A 22,825-nucleotide genomic window follows, 5' to 3' on the forward strand; every position below is an offset into this window, starting at 1 on the left:
TACCAAACCTTGCATATAAAAGAATAGCTGCCCGAAAAATAAAAACATCTTATTCCATGTTTTCCATTTCCTGTAACTTATCTAATATAGTCCGGGAATATTGATCTATAGTAACTTTTTTTCCTTTAACGGGTATTTTAATAGAAAAATTGTCTTTCCCGTTAAGGATTATCTTAGAACATAATATTGTTGATACCGGAGTATTTACCTCGAGTATAAGCCCTGGAAGACCCCAATACGCTTTAGGCCCTTGGTTTACAGGAATATCCGGCGTATACCATGCGGTTATAATTTCAGAATTAGTATCTGATTCCTTAGCAAAAGTTTTATTTGAAGCTTTCATTTTTTTTCTTATAAAATCCTCAACTTCATTTCCTGTTACTTCTGCAACAGCTTTATAACATAAGTAATCACCTATTTGTTTTGTTTCATTTTTAAAAGTCCATTGCAATGGCTGTAAAGAATCTGAAACCAAAAAGCTCTTACCCAGAAAATCTTTTTCAATAAGAAGAATTTTATTTTTTATATCCTTATATATTTTACCTGACTGATCTTGCAGCGAGCTCGAAGTACGGGTAATCCTCATTTTACCAACCGGAGAGATAAGTGCCAAATCTTCCTGATATACCGATCTTGTCTTATCAAAATTGAGAATATAAAATTGTTTAGATGCATCGCTTACCTTTTCTAAAAGTTTTTTCTTAGCATCGTCACTAACATCTTCTCCAAACTTTAGATCAGGGGTGTTATTTTTTAATATGTATACAGCACTTCCATGAAAGTCCTGAGCTTTGAGAGCCATAAACTGAATAAAAAAAAGAAATATAATTAAACCCTTTTTCATTTCGCTTTTACTTTAGGTGTCATGTGATATTTAAATACTGTGCCATCATCATATTTGGTTTCGTATACAAATTCACTTACCGAAAGCTTAAGCACCTTTAGCTTAGTTTTAATTCCTAGTGCAGTAATATCAAGTTCAAGCTGTTTTTTTGCTTCATTGTATTTCCAGGTTCCATTTAATTGCTGCCCTTCCTGGAACATAGTAAACCCAAAATTCTTCTGAAAAACAATACCGTCATTCACCTGGTTTTTTGATGGGATTTCCTTTTTACCATTTTCAAATAAATATTGAACTTTCCAGTTATTTATCAGCCACTTTTCTGCCTGTTGTTTATTTTGTCCGTTCATTGCGAAACCAATAATCATAAACAGAAATATATATTTTATTTTACTTTTCATATTATTTTTATTTTTCAATTACAACATCAATTCCAAGAAGAAAATTTATAAAATCTTTTCTTACTCTTGACTTGTGCGTGTCTACATTCCATTTCTTATTCCTAAACCTGCTCCAGCTTACTATTTCCATTGGAGAATGTGTAAAGTTAATGCGAGGGCCTACTAATGCCATCGATTTCAGCTTGCCTGTATATTTGGTATTTATAATTTCCACACCTACACAAATACCATTTTTAGGAAATGCAATACCAAGACTATCAACTGGAATTTTTAATTTATAGGTTTTATTTTCAGGATATATAATTAAGTTTTTATCGTATAACTCGTTACCGGGCTTTTTAAGATTTTCATCATACTCATAGAATTTTATATTATATGTAGCTATATAATCAGCGTTCGACTCTTTCTGTAGGTCAAGCCAAATATTTTTAAGCAATCCTTTCTTATGATATGTATTTTTTATATAACTGCAAATTTCATTGCCAAACGGAAGCCCTGTGGATACTTTTGCTTTTTTAGGCAGACCTAAGCTTTTAACCCTCGAATATTTTGTTTTCTTATTATCAAGAACTATCTCATTTAATTCATTAGCTTTCTGAGATAATGCTACTATTATATTTGGATCACTAACCAATAACGAGATATCCAGTTCTTTTTCTTCGTAACCTATAGATGAAACAACAAGTAAGCCTGTTTCATTTTGCAAGTCAAATTCAAATTTTCCATCTATAGTAGCCGAAACACCAAGGTTTTTATCCCTTAAAACAATGTTAGCATAAGGTACTGGTTCATTAGTGTTATTGTCAAGCACCACACCTCTAATTGTTTGAGCAAATAAACAAAAATGAATGCCGGACAAAAAAAATAAAGAATATAAATATTTCATATTATATTAGAGAAAGAGAGAGTGGGTAAAACCACTCTCCCCTTTATAAATTAAAAGTTGCTGTCGAAGCCTTCTTCAACTAGTCCGAAATCCACTGGACTTCCGTCACTGTTACAAAATTTAGTTTCATGATAGCTTGTCCTTATACCCAGGAAGTATGTTGCTTCCCAAACAATTAAACAACCTTCACTATTAACATAGTTACCATTACGAGGCTTACGCGCATCAGCTGGTAGAGAAAACATTAGGCACATCATTAATGCGCCAACTAAGATAGATTTTTTTTTCATGGTTGGTTGAAAATTATAAATTACCTACTCTTTCGTTTTTCGGTTTACACGACAACAATTTAATGGCCATAAAATTAAATGCAGGTAAACTTATCGAAAAAAAAGCCTCGCAATAATAAACTTACAAACTTTAACATATTCAGAAAATAACTACAAAAAATTCATTTTTTAACTGATATTAGTAAAATAGCTATTGGGAAATTAATTAGTTTACAGTTCGGGAAATAGTAATACTTTTGTGATAGTATTAAATATCTAAAATAAATGAATGTAGCAGTAGTAATGGGCGGATATTCAGACGAATCCGTTATTTCTATCCGAAGCGGCCAGCTTATATTAAAAAATCTTGACCGTAATAAATATACCCCTTATGAGATACATATCCTTCCTGAAGGATGGAATGTGCTTGTAGATGGCAACAAATATCCTATAAACAAAGGAGATTTTTCTTTTGAAAAAGAGGGCGGCAAAGTTACTTTCGACGTTGCGGTAAATACTATTCACGGAACACCGGGCGAAGACGGACACATGCAATCGTATTGGGAACTGATAGACCTTCCATACACCGGATGCGGTTTTTACCAATCGGCACTTACATTCAATAAAAGAGATACCTTATCGGTACTTTCAAAATTCAATATACCCAAAGCAAAATCAATCTATCTTTCTAAAGGAGATGTTGTAACTGCCCAACAGATAGTCGAAACGCTTGGCCTGCCTTTTATGGTAAAGCCAAACCAAAGCGGAAGCAGCCTTGGCGTTTCTAAAGTAAATGAAATTTCAGAATTTGATAAAGCTTTGAATTTTGCATTTGCTGAAGATTCAGATATCCTTATCGAAGAATATATTAAAGGTACAGAAGTATCTGTCGGGGTGCTTAACCTTAACGGAAAAACAACCGTTCTTGGTTTAACCGAAATTGTATCGCACAACGACTTTTTTGACTACGAGGCCAAATACCAGGGAAAATCGGATGAAATAACACCTGCACGTATTGATGCCGAAACGGAAAGGAAAGTGCGCGAAACAGCAGCCAAAGCTTATGAAGCTTTGGGAATGAGTGGCTTTTCCCGTACCGATTTTATAATCAGAAACGGCGAACCTCATTTTATAGAAATAAATACCAACCCGGGACTATCACAACAAAGTATTTTTCCGCAGCAAGCTCAGCATGCCGATATACCGTTTACTGAATTGCTCGACAGCGAAATTAAACTGGCGTTACAGCGTAAAGTACTTTGGAAGAAATAAATCAGACGGTTGCAGTGATTTCTCTTCCCGGCAAAAAAAAGCGGAGTCGAAGAATCTCATATTTTTAATCTAAAAAATATACAATGAAAATAGCAGTATTTCCCGGATCATTCGATCCTATTACACTTGGCCATCACGACATTATTAAACGTGGTATAAGCCTGTTTGATAAGGTAATTATAGCTATTGGGGTTAATGCCGAAAAAAAATACATGTTTTCGCTGGAAGAGCGTAAGCGTTTTATTGAAAAATCGTTTGCAGGTGATCCTAAAGTGGAAGTGGTTACTTATGAAGGGCTAACTATCGACCTGTGCCGAAAAGTAGGTGCAGGCTTTATATTACGCGGACTACGTAATCCTGCCGACTTTGAATTTGAAAAAGCGATTGCGCATACTAACAGGCAGCTTTCTAAAATTGAAACGGTATTCTTACTTACTGCTGCCAGCACTTCTTACATCAGTTCGAGTATTGTACGCGACGTGCTTCGCAATGGCGGAGATTACACCATATTGGTACCCGATGCTGTAAGGGTGGTTAAATAATATTTATGAAGCAATTTTTACTGTTATTGTTTTTTACCTGCTCACTTTCAGCACAAAAAAAGCCTATGTACCAAACCCCATATGAAAAAGGGAACGGGAACCAAACCGCTACCTATGCCGAAACAATAGCCTTTTTCAAGCTGTTGGATGAAAATTTTGAAACCATACAAATGCTTGAAATGGGGCCTACTGACAGTGGGGAACCATTACATATTGTTATTTACAACCCTGACAAAAAATTTGATTTTAATCAGATACATAAAAATAAAGCTGTACTGCTTCTTAACAATGGTATTCATCCTGGTGAGCCGGACGGTATAGACGCTACGATGATGCTGTATCGCGATCTGGCAATAGGAAAATTAAAAGCACCTTCCAACACAGTTCTCGTAAACATTCCTATATACAATATTGGAGGGGCCTTAAACCGAAACTCATACACAAGAGCCAATCAAAACGGACCTGAAAGCTATGGTTTTCGTGGCAACGAAAGAAATTACGACCTTAACCGTGACTTCCTGAAAAGCGACACCCGAAATGCCAGGAGCTTTGCTCAGATTTTTCATAAAGTAAATCCCGATGTTTTTATAGACAACCACGTTAGCAATGGTGCCGACTATCAATATGTATTTACCTATATAGCCACACATCATCAAAAACTTGGAGGAGAACTAGGTACCTATTTTAAAGAAGAGCTATTGCCGCAGGTGTTATCTGCAATGAAAGCAAAAGGTATTGAGGCGACACCGTACGTAAATGTACATGACACTAAGCCCGATGCTGCAGGATTTGAACAATTTATGGACTATCCCCGTTATTCCACAGGATATGCATCTATGTTTAATGTTCCGGGATCTATGCCCGAGACACACATGCTTAAAGATTATGCTTCACGTGTAAAGGTTACTTACGAATATATGGCGGAGTCATTATCATATATCGATAAAAACCACAACAGGATAAAATTACTGCGATCTGAAAATCTGGAGAATTATAAACCGGGCTCACGCTACACATTGCAATGGGAGATAGACTCCACACAGGTTACTACCCTACCCTTTTTAGGATATCATGGCGATTATAAAACAAGTGAGGTTACCAGTAAACAAAGATTATATTATGATCGTAAAAAGCCATTTAGTAAAATGTTGCCTTATTACCAAACATATCAGCCTGTTATAGAAGTTACCATTCCGCAAGCCTACATCATACCGAAATCATGGTGGAATGCTATTGAGCTGTTAAAGATCAACAATATCGTAATGGAGTCACTTGCTAACAATACTGAAATAGAGGTTGAAAGCTACAGGATTAAAGATTTTAAAACATCTAAATCTGCTTATGAAGGGCATTATCCCCATAATAGTATAACGCTGGAAACTGCAACACGAAAAGTACTGTTCCAAAAGGGCGATTTCGTTATTAATACACAACAGCCCGGAGTTAAATATCTTTTAGAAACTTTAGAGCCGCAAGGTGTAGATTCTTACTTTGCGTGGAACTTTTTTGATGCAATCCTTCAGCAGAAAGAATATTTCTCAGACTATGTTTTTGAAGACACCGCTGCTGAACTTCTAAAGAAAGACAAAGGTTTAAAAGCTAAATTCGAACAAAAAAAACAAGATGATAAAGCATTTGCAGATAATGCCGATGCCCAGTTAGACTGGATTTACCGTCACTCTGTGTATTATGAAAAAACACATATGGAGTATCCGGTATACAGAAAGGTCAAATAAAGTATACAATACAAAAAAGCAGGCTACGTTAATCCGTAGCCTGCTTTTTTGTATTGTATACTAACTATTTCTCTACCTCAGAAGGTTCAAATAGCAATTTAATATTGTCATACGAGTTCGTAAGAGCTTCTTTAATCTGATCAGGATTAAGCCACGCCACTTTTTCAATACCTTCTTCAAGCTGGCCCTGAAGCTTTCCGTCAAAGCTTGTTTTCATCTCAAACCAATGGGTAATTTTTAACCTGTACGTACCATTACGTTTAAAAATATGGTAGGTTTTTTGAAGTTTGTTGGTAATTTTAAGTCCGCCTACACCGGTTTCCTCCTCTACTTCACGCATAGCGGTATCCTCAATTTCCTCGTGTTTTTCTATACCTCCCTTCGGAAGATCCCATTTTCCGTTACGGAAAATAAAAAGCACCTCGCCTTTCTTATTATAAACGAGTCCGCCCCCGGCCTTCGCCACAGGTATTTTCTCCTTTAATTTCTTAAGAGTTTCCTTCTCATCAGGATGGTAAAGAAATGCTTTCTTTACCTTGTTATTGAACATATTTACTATCAATTGCTCAATATCAACACTCTCCAGTAAAAACATCCTGAAATCAGTTTCTTTTTCAACAGTATTTGTCAAAAAAAGTGGTTTATCGTTTACAAAAACTTTATACATTTGCAATATGATTTTCAATATAGACACCGCCAAAAAAACAGCCGAATTGCTTTTACAAATAAACGCAATTAAATTAAATCCTAAAAATCCTTTTACATGGGCTTCAGGATGGAAATCTCCTATTTACTGCGACAATAGGATAACTCTCTCATTTCCACCTATTAGGAATTACATTCGTGAAGAATTTTCCAAACATATTGAGAAAGAATTTGGAAAACCAGACGTTATTGCAGGGGTTGCAACCGGTGCAATAGGCATTGGAATTCTTGTTGCGGAGTATATGGGGCTACCGTTTGTATACGTAAGGCCGGAAGCGAAAAAACACGGACGCCAAAACCAGGTCGAAGGTTTTCTTCAAAAAGGTCAGAACGTTGTAGTTGTAGAAGACCTTATAAGCACAGGAAACAGTAGCCTAATGGCTGTTGAAGCGCTTAAAGCAGCCGGAGCAAACGTAAAAGGCATGGTAGCTATATTTACTTATGGTTTTGATATATCTGTAGAAAACTTTAAGAAAGCAAACGTTACCCTGCATACCCTTGGCAACTACGAAACACTTCTTGACCTGGCTGTAGCAAAACAATATATCACTGAAGAAGAGCAGGAAACTCTTATAGAATGGAGCAAAAGCCCGTCTACATGGGGACAGGAAGTTTAGTATTTTCAATTAATTTAATTTAATCTTTACTCGCTTTTTTAGCGGGAAGGAATCCATTTCCATTTTTCTTACGATACAATTTTAACATATTAAACGATAATTTAATTTAAACCAATTTTCACACAAACCAATCATGAAAAAAATCACTTTATTATTAGTATTACTTACAACATCATTATCTTTTGCTCAGTTGAAAAAAGTTGAAAAAAGCGCTACAACAACTGAAACTATCGGTAAAGCTCAGCAGTTTGGCGCCCCTCTTGAAGCTGAAATAACTAAATCTGAGAATATTTACACCGTAAGAATAAAAGATTCTAAATTCAAACAGCTTGAGCAATATGAAAGTTTTTCTTTTGAGGATGTAGACAACACTTTTAACGATCTTTATGCAGCAATTGAGGAGGGATTCAAAACAATGCCAAAAGAAAGTGTAATGCTTGAACTACCAAACCGCTATCTTTGGCTTAGTTTTCAAAAATTCCTTGGTACACCAACTTTAAGGATTTCTTTTTCATCAGACAAAAACGAAAATGCTCAGGTTTACATGTCCAATGAAATAGGGAAGAAACAAGTTGAAAAACTTTTTGGAAAGAAAAAATAATAACAAAAAGTATTATACATTAGCGATAAAACAATAGCATGAATTTAGATAGTCCTAAAGTTACGGTAGAGAAACCCGCTCAATATATTTTCGAACAGCTTATTGATGTTAAAAATTTCGAGAAGTTAATGCCTGATAATATTGCAAAATTTGAAGTTACCGGAGAGGAATCTTTTATTTTTGCACTTAAAGGTATGCCGGAAATAAAACTGAAACTGAAAGAAAAAACAGCACCAAACAAAGTGGTTCTTGGAGCTGCAAGTGATAAACTTCCGTTTACACTTACAGGAAAGATAAATTCAGTATCAGATGCTTCGAGCGAAGTACAGCTTCATTTTGAAGGTGAATTCAATGCTATGATGGCTATGATGATAAAAGGCCCAATAACCAAATTTATTGAGACCTTAGCGCAAAACATGCACAAACTGTAAATCAGTATACTTCATAAAAAAAGCCTTTTAGCATTTACTAAAAGGCTTTTTTTATATTTTTATGCGATAAAACATTGTATATAAAAATGAAAAAAAAATTAATGATACTACTCATCCTTTTGGCACTACCCTTAGCTGTAATGGCTCAGGACGATACTGCTATGGTAACAAAAATGCTGCAGCAGGCAGATGATATGGGTAAAAAATTCATTGCTAAAGATTATAAAGCATTTCTTAAGTACAGCCACCCTGCCGTTATTAAATCTATGGGAGGCGAAGACAGAGTTTACGACCAAACCGTTCGTGACCTTAAAGATCTGGAAAATAAGGAGGTTACTTTTGCAGCTATAAAATTTGGAGTTCCATCTAAAATTATTGCTGTTGGCGATGAGCGACAGGCAGTAATACCTGAGATAATAGAGATGTATATTCCCGGCGGCAAGCTAACAAATACCGCAAGCATGCTGGCGATTTCTTTAGATAAAGGTGCGAACTGGTATTTTGTAGACACCGGAGGCCACAACCTTTTAAACATGAAAGCTTTATTACCCTCATTATCAGAAGAACTTGTCATACCCGAACCGCAGGACGCTTCTTTTGAAGAAATAAAAGCAGAGTAATAAAACAGCCGTTAAAGATTTTATAAAAACGCCTTTCATGATAAAGCTTTTGAGTACATTTAAGCATCAAAAAAAACATCCATGAAAGACATAAACGACTTTGAATTGCACTATGACCTAGATGATGAGATGAACTCTCAGGAACTCACAGAAATTCACATAGGCGATCTAAATCTACCAACTGGAAAGATTATCGTTTCCGACCCATTTTTCTCATTAGAACAAAGACCTTTTTCAAGAACAGTAGAACCTGATAAATACCCAGTATTTATTTACGTTTCTGAAATTGACAAACTTCACCACAGGATTGCGTATGCAAAAATAAAATTCAGGTCTGAAGAAGCTAAAAAATGGATTCTCGCACTTACAGACGATCTTACGAATGAAGAACTTACCGACTTAGGTGAAGATGAGTTTTATGGTTTCCCTGTAGAATCGGGTCTTGCGTGTTTTCTTGATGAAGAAACGAATGTACGTTTTATTGCTAAAATGGATGAACTACAGGAGAAAAACCCTGAATCGAATTATTATGATGATGTGTTATCAAAAGAATTCATTGAATACTCGGGTAAAAATAACTTTTCGAGAGAATTAGGCGACTGGAATGACCACCGCCCAGATGCTGACTCCGACAATAATGTCGTAATGTTTGCTTCAGGCTGGGGAGATGGTTACTACCCTGCTTACTGGGGACTTGATGAAAATGGAGACACCGTAGAATTGGTTGTTGATTTCCTTATTAATGAGTTTGACCCCGAAGGTGATGATGAAGAATTTGACGAAGAAGAAAATGATGGCTTAAAAATAGTATAAGCCAAAATAATATCAATATTTAAAAAGCCGGCTCATGAATATGAGCCGGCTTTTTGTACTGTCTATATTCGGATTAATAAAGAAGCTGAACTTCTTTAAGTCCATATTCTGAAATAGAATCATCTTCAAGCTGTACTATTAGGTTACCACCATTAGAGACTCCTTTTATGATTCCCATAAAACGAACTCCTTCTTTTTCAAAAGGCATTGGAGTGTTTTTTTTATATAATTTTTTATGGTATTTCTGCCAAATAACATTTGTATTCTTATTAAGAATTGCCGCTACATTGCGTTTTAAGTTTTCGGCAATAGCAAACATAATTTCTTCTTTGTCATATTCCCTGCCAGACAATACAGCAAGTGAACAAGCTTTAGAAAGCCCATCAAATTTTTTCTGATTGACATTCAACCCTATACCAACAACAGAGTAAATCTCTCCGTTGTTTTTAATGCTGTTCTCTATTAGTATGCCACCAATTTTTTTGTTTCCTGCCAAAATGTCGTTAGGCCATTTTATACAAATATCAGACAGATGAAGACCGTCCAATGCATCGGCAACACTCACTGCGACAGCTGCATTCAGGTTAAAAATCTCATCGATCTGCAACAACAAATCTTTAATTAAAACACTAAATGTAAGGTTCTTACCCGGCTCGACACTCCACTCCGCCCCCATTTGCCCACGTCCGGCAGTTTGATTCTCGGCAGTTACGAGGGTAAAGTTCTCTACATACTGCCTTGAAGATAGTTCTTTTAAGTAGTCGTTTGTGGAGTTAATGGCACTGAGTTTGATGATATTCATTACAAATAACTTTGTATTGCTTTTTTATGCAGTAATCTTTGATGTAAAAGGTCAAAAGTAAATACAAAAAATGATAACTTTGCGAAAACACATAATTTTAAATGGCGAAAAAAAATGTAAGTAATGATGATTTATTAGCCTCTATCATCAAAGGTATTGAAGAAGTGAAAGGAAATGATATTGATATTCTTGATCTTAGAGATATAGACAATACTGTTTGTGACTACTTTGTAATATGTAACGGTACCTCTAATACTCAGGTGAACGCTATTGTTCACTCCATCCAAAAAACTGTTTCCAAAGCATTGAAAGATAAGCCATGGCATGTTGAAGGCACCGAGAACGGTGAATGGGTTCTTATGGATTACGTAAACATTGTTGTACACGTGTTCCAGAAACACATTCGTGAATACTACAACATAGAAAGCCTTTGGGGAGATGCACGCATCACATCAATAGGAAACAACTATTAATAAAACAAATTCATGTCAAAAGATAATAAACCTACAAAGTTTAGAATAAGCCCGTTGTTTATTTACGCCGGGATTATACTCATATTCGTAGCTATAAATTTTGTAGCAAGCGGATCGAGCTGGAATGACCCTAAACCTATCTCTCTCGCGAGATTTTATAAATATCTGGACGAAGGAGAAATTAATAAAGTTACATACACAAAAACCAATGCAGAGGTATACCTTAAGTCGGACGCACTTAAGTTGCCTGAGCACGAAAAAGTACAAAAAGATATATTCGACAAGCCTAACAAAGGCCCTCATTACACATTACAGACTGGTAATGCTGAAGAGTTTCAGAAAAGGCTTGACCTTGCCCGTGAATCAGGCAAGCTAAACGATTATGATCCGCAGGCAGACAGTAACTGGGGTGAACTTTTATTAACGCTTTTACCAATACTCGTAATTGTTGGAATTTGGATTTTCATGATGCGACGTATGTCAGGTGGCGGTGCAGGTGGCGGTGGCGGCCAGATATTTAATATCGGTAAGTCTAAAGCCAAACTGTTTGACGAAAAGAACGACATCAAAGTAACATTTAAAGATGTTGCAGGCCTTGAAGGTGCTAAGGAAGAGATCCAGGAGATCGTTGAATTCCTTAGAAACCCTGAAAAGTACACCAGCATTGGTGGTAAAATACCTAAAGGTGCGTTACTTGTAGGCCCTCCGGGAACAGGCAAAACCCTACTGGCTAAAGCTGTTGCAGGTGAAGCCAAAGTTCCATTCTTCTCGCTGTCAGGTTCTGACTTCGTAGAGATGTTTGTAGGTGTTGGTGCATCACGTGTACGTGACCTGTTCAAACAAGCTAAAGAAAAATCTCCGGCTATTATCTTCATCGATGAAATTGATGCCGTAGGTCGTGCCCGTGGAAAAAACAACTTCTCAGGATCTAATGACGAACGTGAAAACACCCTTAACCAGCTTCTTACAGAGATGGATGGTTTTGGAACTAACACTAACGTTATTGTTCTTGCAGCGACTAACCGCGCCGATGTACTTGATAAAGCACTTATGCGTGCAGGTCGTTTTGACAGGCAGATTTATGTTGACCTTCCGGACATTCGTGAAAGAAGGGAAATATTTGAAGTACATTTAAAACCTCTTAAAAAAGGTGACGATCTTGATACCGAATTCCTTGCTAAACAAACACCTGGCTTCTCGGGTGCAGACATTGCAAATGTTTGTAACGAAGCTGCCCTTGTAGCTGCAAGAAAAGACAAGAAACTGGTAGAGAAACAGGATTTCCTTGATGCGGTTGACCGTATTGTAGGTGGTCTTGAGAAGAAAAACAAGATTGTTTCGCCTGAAGAAAAAAGAGCTATTGCTATACACGAAGCAGGACATGCAACTGTTAGCTGGATGCTTGAGCATGCTGCGCCTCTTGTAAAAGTTACTATTGTACCACGAGGCCAAAGCCTTGGTGCTGCATGGTATTTACCTGAAGAAAGGCTTATTGTAAGACCTGACCAGATGATGGACGAAATGTGTGCTACAATGGGTGGGCGTGCTGCTGAGAAAGTAATTTTCAACAGGATATCTACCGGTGCATTAAGCGATCTTGAAAAGGTAACAAAACAGGCCCGTGCCATGGTTACCGTTTACGGTCTTAATGAGAAGATAGGGAACGTTACATATTATGACTCATCAGGGCAAAGTGAATACAACTTCTCTAAGCCCTACTCCGAGGATACTGCAAAGCTAATAGACCAGGAAATCTCTACTCTTATAGAAGACCAGTACAAAAGAGCAATACAATTGCTTGAGGATAATAAAGACAAGTTACTTAAGCTTGCCGACATACTTATTGAGAAAGAAGTTATTTTTAAAGATGACCTTGAGGAAATTTTTGGGAAAAGACCTTTCGACAAACATGAGCATGAGGTAATTACAGAAGCATAACCAAAATTTTTGCTAATATTTATAAAAATCTTAATTCAATCCCCAAATTGAATTAAGATTTTTTTATCTTTGAGCATATCAGGAGTAATAAGGGATTGAAGGTATGAGTCTTTTCAAGAAAATTTTTGGCGCTGTTAACGATGTTTCTAACGAGGAAAGGAACCCTGACGGGAACCCTTATCTTCCGGAACAACAACTTCCTGTTGACGAGCTTTTTATGCTTAATTTCAAGAAGAACGGCGGTAAATTTATTTACTGTGATAACCTTACCGAAGTACACGAACAGTTTCTTAATGTACTTGAAGAAAACGACTGGTTTGAATGTGAAGCCATGTGCCTTGAGCCTAAACTTTACAGCCTGCTCGACGAAAACAAGCTAAATTACACAAAACCGGTAAATCCTAAGTTCATCTTAGCATCATGCGAAAACCTGATTGCCGACGAAGGTTCTATACTGTTTTCATCTAACCAGATAAAACAAAATAAGCCTAATGAGTTACCTGCAAATATTGTAATATTTGCCACTACAAGCCAGATTCTTGCTAATAAGAGCGATGGTCTTAGGGAAATCAAAAAGAAATACGACAAAGATTACCCTACCAATATTACCACCATTAAATATTTTGAAAAAGTAAAAGAAGAAGATTTCCTGCATTACGGTAGTTCTGCTAAAAATCTCTACCTGTTACTTTTAGAAGACCTGTAGTATGAATGAAAGCATCGTCAGGGCGCTGTCAGGCATAGTATATATAGTACTCCTTATAGGTGCTACCCTCTTCCACCCTTTTAGTTACATTGCGTTATTTGGCATTTTTATGTTAATAGCTATTGTTGAATTCTGCCGACTGGTAAATCTTCAACAAACAACACCGATTATTTTAGGAGTAGCCGGTATTATTTTATTCTCTCCGTTTATACAGGCCGATATATACACAAACCTTCTTTTAGATGCGGGTGCATTGCTTATAGCGATATCATTACTTGTAGAATTGTTTGGAAAGGCTAAACCGACACCACGAGACAATACAGGAAAACTGGCTAAGTTGATAGGTTATGTAATTCTACCATTTATTTTAATAATAAGACTGCCTTTTTTAATAGCCGACGTTTATACTCCCCATGTAATTATTGGAAGTTTTATCCTTATATGGTCTAACGACACTTTTGCCTACATTGTAGGTAAAACTATGGGTAAACGTAAGCTGTTTGAACGCATATCTCCCAAAAAAACTGTCGAAGGCTTTTTAGGGGGAATGATTTTCGCGATAGCTGCTGCTTATATCCTTAGTCAGTTTGACGTATTTATAACACCTGTTTTCAACTCTCCCGCCACATGGATGGGAGCCGCTATACTACTTGTAATCTTTGGTACGCTTGGCGATTTGGTTGAATCGCAGCTTAAAAGAAAAGCAGGTGTAAAAGACAGTGGAAAAATTATGCCAGGCCATGGAGGTATATTAGACAGGCTGGATAGTATTATATTTGCAATACCTTTTCTATTTTTGTATTACCAAATCTTAACGTATGTTTCATAAAGAAGGAGCTAAACTTATTTTTATCGGGTTATTTGTAACAGTAGCCATTGCATTGCTTGCAGAACGTTTTATACCAAGTGCAACGCTTAAACTTATCGTTCAGCTTGTAGCTGTAGCGTTTTTAATTCTAATCCTGCAATTTTTCAGGAATCCAAAACGCTATGTTCAGGCCGCTGACCACAACATTATTGCACCAGTAGACGGTAAAGTAGTTGTTATCGAAGAGGTGTATGAGCCGGAATACTTTAAAGACAAACGTCTTCAGGTTTCTATTTTCATGTCACCCATCAACGTTCACGTTACGCGTTACGCCGTAAACGGACTTATAAAATTCAGTAAATACCACCCTGGTAAATACCTTGTGGCGTGGCATCCAAAAGCCAGCGAAGAAAACGAGCGTACAACCATCGTTATCGAAAACGTGCTTTTTGGCGAGATACTATACAGGCAAATTGCAGGAGCTCTTGCAAGGCGTATTGTAAATTATGCTCAGGAAGGCATGCAGGTAGTTCAGGGGACAGATGCCGGATTTATTAAATTTGGCTCGAGAGTAGATTTATTCTTACCTTTAGGTACAGAGGTAAATGTAAAGCTTGGTGAAAAAGCTATTGGCGGTAAAACAATAATTGCAACAAAAGCTTAATGCAGGAAAAAGATCTGGACACCTTGTTTCAGGAAGCTTATGAAAAAGCATCCGGTATGACCGAAGCGCTTCCGCAAGATGTCATGCTGCGTATTTATGCTTATTATAAGCAGGCGACACAAGGGATGGCCTATATGAACCATTACCAAAGTTTCGACTTACGTAACGCCTTTAAAATGAACGCATGGATGCAGGTAAGGCACCTTACCGCAGATGAAGCAAAAGAATTATACATAGAGACAATAAATTCTATAATTAAATAAAATTTCGTATTATGAAAAAAGTAAGAATACTACTTTCGGCTTTTGTAGTAATGACAGCATTACAGTCATGTAAGGACAAGAACAACCTTGAAGAAGTGGTTGCTGTACCAGAACCTCAAAAAGAAACGGCAGCACCAATTGGTAGTCCTGATGATGTTAAGGCAGAAGGCGGTCCTTTTCAGGTTGCTAAACTAGGTTACGCTTATGATGCCCTTGCACCTCACATTGATGCTAAAACAATGGAAGTACACTATTCTAAGCATTATAAAAAATATACAGACGAGCTAAACAAGGCTATAAAAGGTACCGATCTTGAAAAGAAAACAATCGAGGAGATATTAGCAACCCTAAATCCGGAAAATAAAACTGTTAGAAATAACGGTGGTGGTTTTTACAACCATACTTTCTTTTGGGAAGTTATGGGACCAAATGGTGGCGGTACTCCAAAAGGTGCTCTAGCAGAAGCTATCAATAAAGATTTTGGTTCTTACGAGAATTTTAAAACGCAATTTACTGAAGCTGCTACAAAACAGTTTGGTTCAGGATGGGCATGGTTGGTACTGGACAAAACTGGCAAGCTTGTTATTGGCAGTACTCCTAACCAGGATAACCCGCTAATGCCTAACACAGGTATTTCGGGCAAACCCGTTCTTGCACTTGATGTATGGGAACACGCTTATTATTTAGAATACCAAAACAAAAGACCTGACTATATTACCGCTTTTTTTAATGTAATTAACTGGGATGCAGTTAGCAAAAAATATGATGCTGCAGTAGCTGTAAAGTAATCGCAGGCATTTAATTTATATTTAATCCGCCCTAATGTAACATTAGGGCGGATTTTGTTTTTATCCATTATTTAAATACCAGTCCAACATTTCAAAACTTGCCTGTTTCAAAAAAAATACCCATTTTTGAAACCTTTAACAAAAATCCATAAAACTAACGATACAAATAAATGAAGTACTTCTACCCCTTTATAGCTTTACTAATTTTAGCTTCATGCCAAAAAGATGAAAAGAAAATAATTGACCATAAAGACACAGACTGGGCATTTTACAAGCTTAACGCAAATGTAAAAAGCATCAGCACACAATCATGGCAGGTTAACGAAAAACTTGAAAAGCTAAAGACACTTCATGAAGATCATAGCAGCCGGAATTCAGATTTAAACTTTGATGAAGATGGCCTTCTTACAAATGAAAAATTATACATTACTGAAGCTCCACTTGAAACCATCAAATACAGAGGACGCAACAAAAAGCTGGAAGTTGTACAGTACATAAATAATTCACCTGCAATTAAAACCTCTTATGATTGGGATGCATCCGGAGAGAACAATATTGCCATTACCCGCCGTAATGCCGATAACTCTCAAATAGACAGGGTTGAAATGGAGTATCAAAAAGATAAGCTTGCAAAAAAAACAACATTATCGTCACAAAATACACTTAATGAAAAAACCACCTATATATATGATGGTAAAGGAAATGTAATTGAAGAAAGTTTTTACAATTCTACAGGCGAAGTTCAATATAAGGCTGTATTTAAATACGATAAAAAAGGTAATAAAATTTCTGATGCGCGATATACCGGAGATGGCAAAAAGAGCTATGAGACAATCTCAAATTATGATGGTGACAACCTAACGCGAAAATTTGTTAATAACAGTAACGGTGAAATAGAATTTTCTGAAGATTTTACCTATGATAAAAAAGGTAATATGCTTACACATCTTACCTACGAAAATATTGATAAAACTAAAACACTTGAGAAGTTTGGTTATGATGACAAGGGCAACAGGCTTGAATGGCAAGTTTATAAGAATGATATCCCTTTTATGGCAGGAAGATTTACTTATGACAGCCATAGCAACCAAATATCTGTAATTGGAGTTGATGCTAATAACAAAGAAGTCGATAAAAGAGAATATGCATATACATATGATGCCAAAGGCAACTGGACAAAGAAAATAGTAAAAATAAATGGTATTCCTCAATTCGTTGCAGAAAGAACAATAACTTATTTCGACAAAAAATAGTTACCCTATAAAGCAAAAAAAGTCGGCCATAGGCCGACTTTTTTAATATCATGAATGACTATCTTAAGCTTTCAAGACTTTGCTCGATTGTTGCAATTTTAGCTAACGCATCAGCCTCTTTTTGCCTCTCCATAGCTACAACTTTTTCCGGAGCACTACCTACAAACTTTTCATTTGAAAGCTTTGCCTGAACCGATTTTAAGAACCCACGGTTATAATTTAGTTCTTCGGTAAGTTTAGCTATTTCTTCCTCAACATTTACAGAACCGGTTACAGGAACAAAGTACTCGTTAGATCGTACCCTGAACGTTAGTGCTCCCGAAACTTTTTCTGCAACATATTCTAAGTCCGAAATATTACCAAGCTTAACAATAATACTGTCATACTCACTTGGTAAACCTTCGTTATTAACAACTTTAAGCTCTATAGCATCTTTCTGAGGGATATTTTTCTCTTTTCTGATGGTACGGATACCTGCAATGACTTCAGCAGCCACATCAAAGCCTGAGATAAGTCTTTCATCAGCTTGTTTTAGCGTAGGCCATTTAGAAATAATCAATGCCTCATCAGTACTTCTTTCCGCAATATGATGCCATATTTCCTCTGTAAGGAAAGGCATAAACGGATGCAGCAATTTCAGGTTATTCTCAAGCATTTCTATAGCGCTGTTAAAAGTAACCCTGTCAATAGGCTGCTGATAAGCCGGCTTGATCATTTCAAGGAACCACGAACAGAAGTCATCCCAAACCAGTTTATAGATTGCCATAAGCGCATCTGATATCCTGTATTTTTCAAAATGATCATCAATTTCCGCAAGTGTTTTATTCACCTTCGCTTCATACCAGTTAACTGCTTTTCTAGCGTAATCCGGTTGTTCAATATCAGCTACTTCCCACCCTTTTATCAGTCGGAAAGCATTCCATATTTTATTTGTAAACGCTTTACCCTGATTACAAAGTTCTTCATCAAAAAGAATATCATTACCGGCAGCAGCACTTAACAATAATCCTACACGAACGCCATCTGCACCAAATTTCTCAATAAGATCTAAAGGATCAGGTGAATTACCTAATGATTTAGACATTTTTCGGCGTTGGCTATCACGAACAAGTCCGGTAAGGTAAACATTGCTAAAAGGTTTTTCGCCCGCAAATTCATAACCTGCCATAACCATTCTTGCTACCCAGAAGAATAAAATATCCGGACCGGTTACAAGGTCGTTAGTTGGGTAATAGTATTTAAAATCTTCATTTTCAGGATTAACAACACCATCAAAAACCGACATTGGCCATAACCATGCAGAGAACCATGTATCAAGCGTATCGGGATCCTGTCTTAAATTCTCAACAGTAAGATTTTGATTTCCTGTAGTTTGTTTCGCCAAAACCAATGCGTCTTCAGCCGTTTGCGCTACAACAAAATCTTCTTTTCCTTCACCATAATAGTAAGCAGGAATCTGCTGGCCCCACCAAAGCTGACGTGAAATATTCCAGTCACGGATGTTTTCCATCCAATGGCGGTAGGTATTATTAAAACGGTTGGGGTATAATTTTACTTCTTCCGACTCAAGCACAGCTTTGATAGCAGGCTTAGCAAGGTCTTCCATTTTAAGGAACCACTGGTCCGAAAGTCTTGGCTCAATAACCGCTTTAGTTCTTTCAGAAGTACCTACCTTATTAATATGGTTTTCTATTTTTTCAAGATTCCCAATTGTCTCAAGATCTTTCGCAATTTCATCTCTTACAACAAAACGGTCTTTACCGGCATACTGAAGCCCAAAGCTGTTCAGTGTAGCATCGTCATTAAAAATATCTATTATTTCAAGATTGTGTCTTTCGCCAAGTTCTTTATCGTTTACATCATGCGCAGGTGTAACTTTAAGACAGCCTGTACCAAACTCCATATCCACATACTCATCAAAGATGATAGGTATAACACGGTTAGCAATAGGTACGATGGCTTTTTTACCTTTAAGGTGCGTATAACGCTCATCGTTAGGATTAATACATATAGCAGTATCACCTAAAATAGTTTCAGGACGTGTAGTAGCTACAATTACAAAATCTTCTGTACCTTCAATCTGATACTTCAAATGGTATAACTTACCCTGTCTTTCTTCATAAATAACTTCTTCGTCCGAAAGTGTAGTTTTCGCTTCCGGATCCCAGTTCACCATACGGTAACCGCGATAAATAAGCCCTTTATTATAAAAATCAACAAACGATTTTATAACCGCTGCCGACATATCATCATCCATTGTAAACTTAGTACGCTCCCAATCGCATGAAGCACCCAGCTTTTTAAGCTGCTCCAGGATAACACCTCCATACTTATGAGTCCAGTCCCAGGCATGCGTAAGAAACTCTTCACGGGTAAGGTCATTTTTATTAATGCCTTCTTCTTTAAGCTTCGCTACAACCTTAGCCTCTGTTGCAATAGAAGCGTGATCTGTTCCAGGTACCCAGCAGGCATTATAGCCTCTAAGGCGCGCGCGTCTTATAAGTACATCCTGAATTGTATTGTTAAGCATATGCCCCATGTGCAGCACCCCTGTTACGTTAGGTGGTGGTATTACAATTGTATACGGCGTTCTATGGTCCGGTTCTGAGTGAAAATAATTATTTTTCATCCAGTAGCCGTACCATTTGCTTTCAGCTGTTTTGGCGTCAAATTGAGATGGGATCGTCATAGCTTATAGTGGTATATATTATTCCAAAAAAATATTGGTATGTTTTTTGCAAATTGTATGCAAAAGTAACTATATAAGTACAATTTTAAAAAAACATACACCAATATTTGCACTTTAATTTAAACTCAGTATTTTTACTAAATCAAAATAATTTATCATGAAAAGAATTTTAAGCCTTATCGCAGTTATCCTTATTACTACAGCCACTTATGCGCAGTCGGGCGCTAAACTGGATTTAAAGTCTGACACTGTAGACTACGGCACGACAAACAAGGATGATGATAACGGATTAAGGACATTTGAATTCAAAAACACAGGAGACGCTCCTCTGGTTATTAAAGACGTGAAATCTACATGCGGATGCACTGTACCTACATGGACTAAAGACCCTATACCACCGGGAAAAACAGGAAAAATCGATGTTAAATACAATATGGGCTTAGGTCCAATACGTAAAACTATCACAGTTCAATCTAATGCGGTTAACTATCCTGATGGTGTTGTGGCTCTTAAATTAAAAGGTGAAGTTGTTAAAAAAGACGAGGTTAATATTCTTGAAAAAAAGAAAACACTTCCTAATCAGTAATACCAATTTTTAAAATATACCCAAGCCCTGCAATTGCAGGGCTTTTTTATTTATAACTTTTTTATTATCAATTGTTATGCTATAAAAAATTTGACACTATCAAAATTATTAAATCTCTAAAAAAAGTTGCAAATTTGCGCCAATCATTATAAAATTAAAATACAATGCCTCAAGTATCTAATAAAGGCAGGCAAATGCCTGAATCTCCTATCAGGAAACTGGTTCCTTATGCAGAAATAGCAAAAAAGAAAGGTAATAAGGTATACCACCTTAATATTGGCCAGCCAGATATTAAAACTCCCGAAGTGGCGCTGGAAGCTATTAAAAACAATACTGTAAAAATATTAGAATACAGCCACTCTGCGGGCTTTGAAAGCTACAGGACTAAACTGGCTGATTATTATACAAACCATGGTGTTAGCGTTAGCACACCGGACATCATAATTACAACCGGCGGATCTGAAGCACTTATGTTTGCTTTAGGAAGCACTATGGATGCAGGCGATGAAATTATTATCCCTGAACCGTTTTATGCAAATTACAACGGATTTTCTGTAGCATCGGGGGTAACTGTTGTACCGGTTATTTCAACGATAGACGAAGGTTTTGCCCTTCCTCCTATTGCTGATTTTGAAAAACTTATCACTCCTAAAACCAAAGCCATACTTATCTGTAATCCGGGTAACCCAACAGGATACTTATATACCCAGGAAGAAATACACCAATTGGCAGAACTGGTTAAAAAACACGACCTTTTCCTAATTGCAGATGAAGTATACCGTGAGTTTACTTACGATGGCGACCAGCATTACTCTGTAATGAATGTTCCGGGTATTGAAAACAATGCTATAATGATTGATTCAGTATCTAAACGTTACAGTATGTGTGGCGCAAGGATAGGCTGTATCGTTTCTAAAAATAAAGATGTGATGGCTACTGCAATGAAATTTGCACAGGCGCGTCTTAGCCCTCCTACCTTTGCACAAATTGCAAGTGAGGCAGCCCTTGAAACACCTCAGAGTTATTTCGATGAAGTAATCGAAGAATATAAAGAACGAAGAGACACCTTAATCGCCGAGCTTAATAAGATTGAAGGCGTTAAAGTTGCAACTCCAAAAGGAGCTTTCTACTGTATAGCAAAGCTGCCTATAGCAAATGCAGATGCATTCGCGCAATGGCTTCTTGAATCTTACGATTTAAATGGAGAAACAGTAATGGTTGCTCCTGCGGCTGGCTTTTACTCTACACCAAACGTTGGCCTTGACGAAATAAGAATTGCTTACGTTCTTAAAAAAGAAGATCTGGTACGATCAGTAGAAATACTTGCCGACGCTCTTAAAAAATACAACAGCAAATAATATTGCTTACTCTTTAAAGCCTCACAATTGTGAGGCTTTTTTATTACATTTATATTAAATATTTAAATTTAATATCGTGTATAGCAAGCAGTATCAATTAAATAAAGTAATCAATTTTCTTAAATCTATAGGCATAGAAGTTATTGAAAAAGAGTTAACGCAGACAACTTTCCTGCCGGGGTTAATGCTTGGGCCTAATACTATATATATTGATATGAAGAAGCTGTTATATCCCGGGGATATTCTTCACGAAGCAGGCCATATTGCAGTAACCCCACTGCTACAAAGGCAACTTATAGGAAGTGATGAGATGCCTGCCGACTGGCCTACAATGGGTGATGAAATTACAGCGATCTTATGGTCATTTGCAGCCGTTACGCATTTAGATTTGCCACCTGAATTTGTGTTTCATGGAAATGGTTATAAAGATAGCTCCGATTGGTTTATTGAGAATTTCACTAGCGGTAATTATATCGGACTACCTCTTTTACAATATTTTAAAATGGCAAATTCTCCCGAAGAATCATTACAAAATTCGGAAACTGCATTTCCTTATATGGTAAACTGGCTGAGACCAGAATAAACCTAAGCAAGATATTTTTTATAAAGCCCATCTAAGCGCATTTATTAAAAGCTATTTCCTGCTATCGGCTGTATCTGCCCTTTGGCCTTGCCGGGCAGGATGCCGCCTCTATCAGGGCTAGGCACAAACTGTAACACTTTCTTTAAACTTTTTTTCTGCCGTTTTAACTTTTACATTACT

At 36.8% G+C, this 22,825-nt stretch carries 24 protein-coding genes and 2 pseudogenes; 19 read left to right on the forward strand and 7 right to left on the reverse strand.

Annotated features, from left to right (window positions below):
- Positions 1-49 precede the first annotated feature (49 nt).
- From ALW18_04555 to ALW18_04570, 4 genes are read right to left on the reverse strand one after another with little or no spacing between them, the layout of a single operon-like run.
- On the reverse strand, positions 50-844 hold the full coding sequence (locus tag ALW18_04555; protein AOE51852.1) for a hypothetical protein: 795 nt from the start codon (positions 842-844) through the stop codon (positions 50-52).
- Positions 841-1,260 carry a hypothetical protein gene (locus tag ALW18_04560; GenBank protein AOE51853.1) on the reverse strand — a complete coding sequence of 140 codons (420 nt, stop codon included), beginning with the start codon at positions 1,258-1,260 and terminating at the stop codon, positions 841-843. Before ALW18_04560 ends, ALW18_04555 begins: the two co-directional genes overlap by 4 nt.
- Complete coding sequence (locus ALW18_04565) at positions 1,250-2,128, reverse strand: hypothetical protein (protein ID AOE51854.1); 879 nt, start codon at positions 2,126-2,128, stop codon at positions 1,250-1,252. Before ALW18_04565 ends, ALW18_04560 begins: the two co-directional genes overlap by 11 nt.
- A 50-nt stretch (positions 2,129-2,178) precedes the next feature.
- Entirely contained in the window at positions 2,179-2,418 is a 240-nt protein-coding gene (locus ALW18_04570; GenBank protein AOE51855.1) for a hypothetical protein, read from the reverse strand.
- Positions 2,419-2,682: 264 nt separating this feature from the next.
- Here ALW18_04570 and ALW18_04575 point away from each other — a divergent pair, with 264 nt between their 5' ends.
- The 3 genes from ALW18_04575 (at position 2,683) to ALW18_04585 (ending at position 5,947) form a co-directional block, all read left to right on the forward strand.
- The gene (locus ALW18_04575; GenBank protein ID AOE51856.1) at positions 2,683-3,669 is read left to right on the forward strand and encodes a D-alanine--D-alanine ligase; all 987 of its coding nucleotides are present in this window, start codon (positions 2,683-2,685) and stop codon (positions 3,667-3,669) included.
- 83 nt (positions 3,670-3,752) lie between these two features.
- The gene (locus ALW18_04580) at positions 3,753-4,211 is read left to right on the forward strand and encodes a phosphopantetheine adenylyltransferase (GenBank protein ID AOE51857.1); all 459 of its coding nucleotides are present in this window, start codon (positions 3,753-3,755) and stop codon (positions 4,209-4,211) included.
- A gap of 5 nt (positions 4,212-4,216) precedes the next feature.
- Positions 4,217-5,947: a hypothetical protein gene (locus ALW18_04585; GenBank protein AOE51858.1), complete on the forward strand. Its 1,731-nt coding sequence runs from the start codon at positions 4,217-4,219 to the stop codon at positions 5,945-5,947.
- Positions 5,948-6,011: 64 nt separating this feature from the next.
- Here ALW18_04585 and ALW18_04590 read toward each other — a convergent pair whose 3' ends face one another.
- On the reverse strand, positions 6,012-6,614 hold the full coding sequence (locus tag ALW18_04590) for an NUDIX hydrolase (protein AOE51859.1): 603 nt from the start codon (positions 6,612-6,614) through the stop codon (positions 6,012-6,014).
- A gap of 7 nt (positions 6,615-6,621) precedes the next feature.
- Between ALW18_04590 and ALW18_04595 the strand changes: the two genes are divergently transcribed.
- The 5 genes and pseudogenes from ALW18_04595 (at position 6,622) to ALW18_04615 (ending at position 9,632) form a co-directional block, all read left to right on the forward strand.
- The gene (locus ALW18_04595) at positions 6,622-7,269 is read left to right on the forward strand and encodes an orotate phosphoribosyltransferase (GenBank protein AOE51860.1); all 648 of its coding nucleotides are present in this window, start codon (positions 6,622-6,624) and stop codon (positions 7,267-7,269) included.
- 268 nt (positions 7,270-7,537) lie between these two features.
- Positions 7,538-7,717, forward strand: a pseudogene (locus ALW18_04600) (hypothetical protein).
- 191 nt (positions 7,718-7,908) lie between these two features.
- Positions 7,909-8,301 (forward strand): orotate phosphoribosyltransferase, encoded by a 393-nt coding sequence (locus ALW18_04605; GenBank protein AOE51861.1) that lies wholly within the window; start codon positions 7,909-7,911, stop codon positions 8,299-8,301.
- Positions 8,302-8,387: 86 nt separating this feature from the next.
- Positions 8,388-8,921, forward strand: coding sequence for a hypothetical protein (locus tag ALW18_04610; protein AOE51862.1), 534 nt, complete (start codon positions 8,388-8,390; stop codon positions 8,919-8,921).
- Positions 8,922-9,002: 81 nt separating this feature from the next.
- Positions 9,003-9,632, forward strand: a pseudogene (locus ALW18_04615) (hypothetical protein).
- A gap of 175 nt (positions 9,633-9,807) precedes the next feature.
- Here ALW18_04615 and ALW18_04620 read toward each other — a convergent pair.
- Positions 9,808-10,536: a biotin--acetyl-CoA-carboxylase ligase gene (locus ALW18_04620; GenBank protein AOE51863.1), complete on the reverse strand. Its 729-nt coding sequence runs from the start codon at positions 10,534-10,536 to the stop codon at positions 9,808-9,810.
- A 101-nt stretch (positions 10,537-10,637) separates the two neighbouring features.
- On the opposite strand from ALW18_04620, the gene ALW18_04625 reads away from it, so the two are divergent.
- The 8 genes from ALW18_04625 (at position 10,638) to ALW18_04660 (ending at position 17,429) form a co-directional block, all read left to right on the forward strand.
- Positions 10,638-11,009: a ribosome-associated protein IOJAP gene (locus tag ALW18_04625; protein ID AOE51864.1), complete on the forward strand. Its 372-nt coding sequence runs from the start codon at positions 10,638-10,640 to the stop codon at positions 11,007-11,009.
- A gap of 12 nt (positions 11,010-11,021) precedes the next feature.
- The gene (locus tag ALW18_04630) at positions 11,022-12,947 is read left to right on the forward strand and encodes a peptidase M41 (protein AOE51865.1); all 1,926 of its coding nucleotides are present in this window, start codon (positions 11,022-11,024) and stop codon (positions 12,945-12,947) included.
- A gap of 103 nt (positions 12,948-13,050) precedes the next feature.
- Positions 13,051-13,653 (forward strand): lactate utilization protein B/C, encoded by a 603-nt coding sequence (locus ALW18_04635; GenBank protein AOE51866.1) that lies wholly within the window; start codon positions 13,051-13,053, stop codon positions 13,651-13,653.
- Between the two features lies 1 nt (position 13,654).
- Positions 13,655-14,482, forward strand: coding sequence for a phosphatidate cytidylyltransferase (locus ALW18_04640; protein ID AOE51867.1), 828 nt, complete (start codon positions 13,655-13,657; stop codon positions 14,480-14,482).
- Entirely contained in the window at positions 14,472-15,125 is a 654-nt protein-coding gene (locus ALW18_04645) for a phosphatidylserine decarboxylase (GenBank protein ID AOE51868.1), read from the forward strand. The genes ALW18_04640 and ALW18_04645 overlap by 11 nt, the downstream gene beginning before the upstream one ends.
- Positions 15,125-15,388, forward strand: a complete 264-nt coding sequence (locus ALW18_04650; protein AOE51869.1) for a phosphatidylserine decarboxylase — start codon at positions 15,125-15,127, stop codon at positions 15,386-15,388. The genes ALW18_04645 and ALW18_04650 overlap by 1 nt, the downstream gene beginning before the upstream one ends.
- 11 nt (positions 15,389-15,399) lie before the next feature.
- A complete protein-coding gene (locus tag ALW18_04655) occupies positions 15,400-16,176 on the forward strand; it encodes a superoxide dismutase (protein ID AOE51870.1) in 777 nt (258 codons plus the stop codon).
- A 170-nt stretch (positions 16,177-16,346) separates the two neighbouring features.
- Entirely contained in the window at positions 16,347-17,429 is a 1,083-nt protein-coding gene (locus tag ALW18_04660) for a hypothetical protein (GenBank protein AOE51871.1), read from the forward strand.
- Positions 17,430-17,487: 58 nt separating this feature from the next.
- Here the strand turns inward: ALW18_04660 and ALW18_04665 are convergent, their stop codons facing one another.
- On the reverse strand, positions 17,488-20,118 hold the full coding sequence (locus ALW18_04665; GenBank protein ID AOE51872.1) for a valyl-tRNA synthetase: 2,631 nt from the start codon (positions 20,116-20,118) through the stop codon (positions 17,488-17,490).
- A 157-nt stretch (positions 20,119-20,275) separates the two neighbouring features.
- On the opposite strand from ALW18_04665, the gene ALW18_04670 reads away from it, so the two are divergent.
- The 3 genes from ALW18_04670 to ALW18_04680 all read left to right on the forward strand — a co-directional run bounded on the left by ALW18_04670 (position 20,276) and on the right by ALW18_04680 (position 22,645).
- On the forward strand, positions 20,276-20,704 hold the full coding sequence (locus tag ALW18_04670; GenBank protein AOE51873.1) for a hypothetical protein: 429 nt from the start codon (positions 20,276-20,278) through the stop codon (positions 20,702-20,704).
- Positions 20,705-20,868: 164 nt separating this feature from the next.
- Entirely contained in the window at positions 20,869-22,062 is a 1,194-nt protein-coding gene (locus ALW18_04675; GenBank protein ID AOE51874.1) for an aspartate aminotransferase, read from the forward strand.
- A gap of 76 nt (positions 22,063-22,138) precedes the next feature.
- A complete protein-coding gene (locus tag ALW18_04680; GenBank protein AOE51875.1) occupies positions 22,139-22,645 on the forward strand; it encodes a hypothetical protein in 507 nt (168 codons plus the stop codon).
- Positions 22,646-22,825: the final 180 nt, after the last annotated feature.

This window comes from Flavobacterium psychrophilum (genome assembly GCA_001708385.1).
GTDB lineage: Bacteria > Bacteroidota > Bacteroidia > Flavobacteriales > Flavobacteriaceae > Flavobacterium > Flavobacterium psychrophilum_A.

Excerpts from the sequence above, each read along its gene's own strand:
- ALW18_04610 (AOE51862.1), top strand. The coding sequence starts at position 8,388 with ATGAAAAAAAAATTAATGATACTACTCATCCTTTTGGCACTACCCTTA.
- ALW18_04595 (AOE51860.1), top strand. The coding sequence starts at position 6,622 with ATGATTTTCAATATAGACACCGCCAAAAAAACAGCCGAATTGCTTTTA.
- ALW18_04670 (AOE51873.1), top strand. The coding sequence starts at position 20,276 with ATGAAAAGAATTTTAAGCCTTATCGCAGTTATCCTTATTACTACAGCC.
- ALW18_04655 (AOE51870.1), top strand. The coding sequence starts at position 15,400 with ATGAAAAAAGTAAGAATACTACTTTCGGCTTTTGTAGTAATGACAGCA.
- ALW18_04665 (AOE51872.1), bottom strand. The coding sequence starts at position 20,118 with ATGACGATCCCATCTCAATTTGACGCCAAAACAGCTGAAAGCAAATGG.
- ALW18_04555 (AOE51852.1), bottom strand. The coding sequence starts at position 844 with ATGAAAAAGGGTTTAATTATATTTCTTTTTTTTATTCAGTTTATGGCT.
- ALW18_04645 (AOE51868.1), top strand. The coding sequence starts at position 14,472 with ATGTTTCATAAAGAAGGAGCTAAACTTATTTTTATCGGGTTATTTGTA.
- ALW18_04565 (AOE51854.1), bottom strand. The coding sequence starts at position 2,128 with ATGAAATATTTATATTCTTTATTTTTTTTGTCCGGCATTCATTTTTGT.
- ALW18_04635 (AOE51866.1), top strand. The coding sequence starts at position 13,051 with ATGAGTCTTTTCAAGAAAATTTTTGGCGCTGTTAACGATGTTTCTAAC.
- ALW18_04625 (AOE51864.1), top strand. The coding sequence starts at position 10,638 with ATGGCGAAAAAAAATGTAAGTAATGATGATTTATTAGCCTCTATCATC.
- ALW18_04640 (AOE51867.1), top strand. The coding sequence starts at position 13,655 with ATGAATGAAAGCATCGTCAGGGCGCTGTCAGGCATAGTATATATAGTA.
- ALW18_04660 (AOE51871.1), top strand. The coding sequence starts at position 16,347 with ATGAAGTACTTCTACCCCTTTATAGCTTTACTAATTTTAGCTTCATGC.
- ALW18_04590 (AOE51859.1), bottom strand. The coding sequence starts at position 6,614 with ATGTATAAAGTTTTTGTAAACGATAAACCACTTTTTTTGACAAATACT.
- ALW18_04620 (AOE51863.1), bottom strand. The coding sequence starts at position 10,536 with ATGAATATCATCAAACTCAGTGCCATTAACTCCACAAACGACTACTTA.
- ALW18_04675 (AOE51874.1), top strand. The coding sequence starts at position 20,869 with ATGCCTCAAGTATCTAATAAAGGCAGGCAAATGCCTGAATCTCCTATC.
- ALW18_04630 (AOE51865.1), top strand. The coding sequence starts at position 11,022 with ATGTCAAAAGATAATAAACCTACAAAGTTTAGAATAAGCCCGTTGTTT.
- ALW18_04650 (AOE51869.1), top strand. The coding sequence starts at position 15,125 with ATGCAGGAAAAAGATCTGGACACCTTGTTTCAGGAAGCTTATGAAAAA.
- ALW18_04570 (AOE51855.1), bottom strand. The coding sequence starts at position 2,418 with ATGAAAAAAAAATCTATCTTAGTTGGCGCATTAATGATGTGCCTAATG.
- ALW18_04605 (AOE51861.1), top strand. The coding sequence starts at position 7,909 with ATGAATTTAGATAGTCCTAAAGTTACGGTAGAGAAACCCGCTCAATAT.
- ALW18_04585 (AOE51858.1), top strand. The coding sequence starts at position 4,217 with ATGAAGCAATTTTTACTGTTATTGTTTTTTACCTGCTCACTTTCAGCA.
- ALW18_04575 (AOE51856.1), top strand. The coding sequence starts at position 2,683 with ATGAATGTAGCAGTAGTAATGGGCGGATATTCAGACGAATCCGTTATT.
- ALW18_04580 (AOE51857.1), top strand. The coding sequence starts at position 3,753 with ATGAAAATAGCAGTATTTCCCGGATCATTCGATCCTATTACACTTGGC.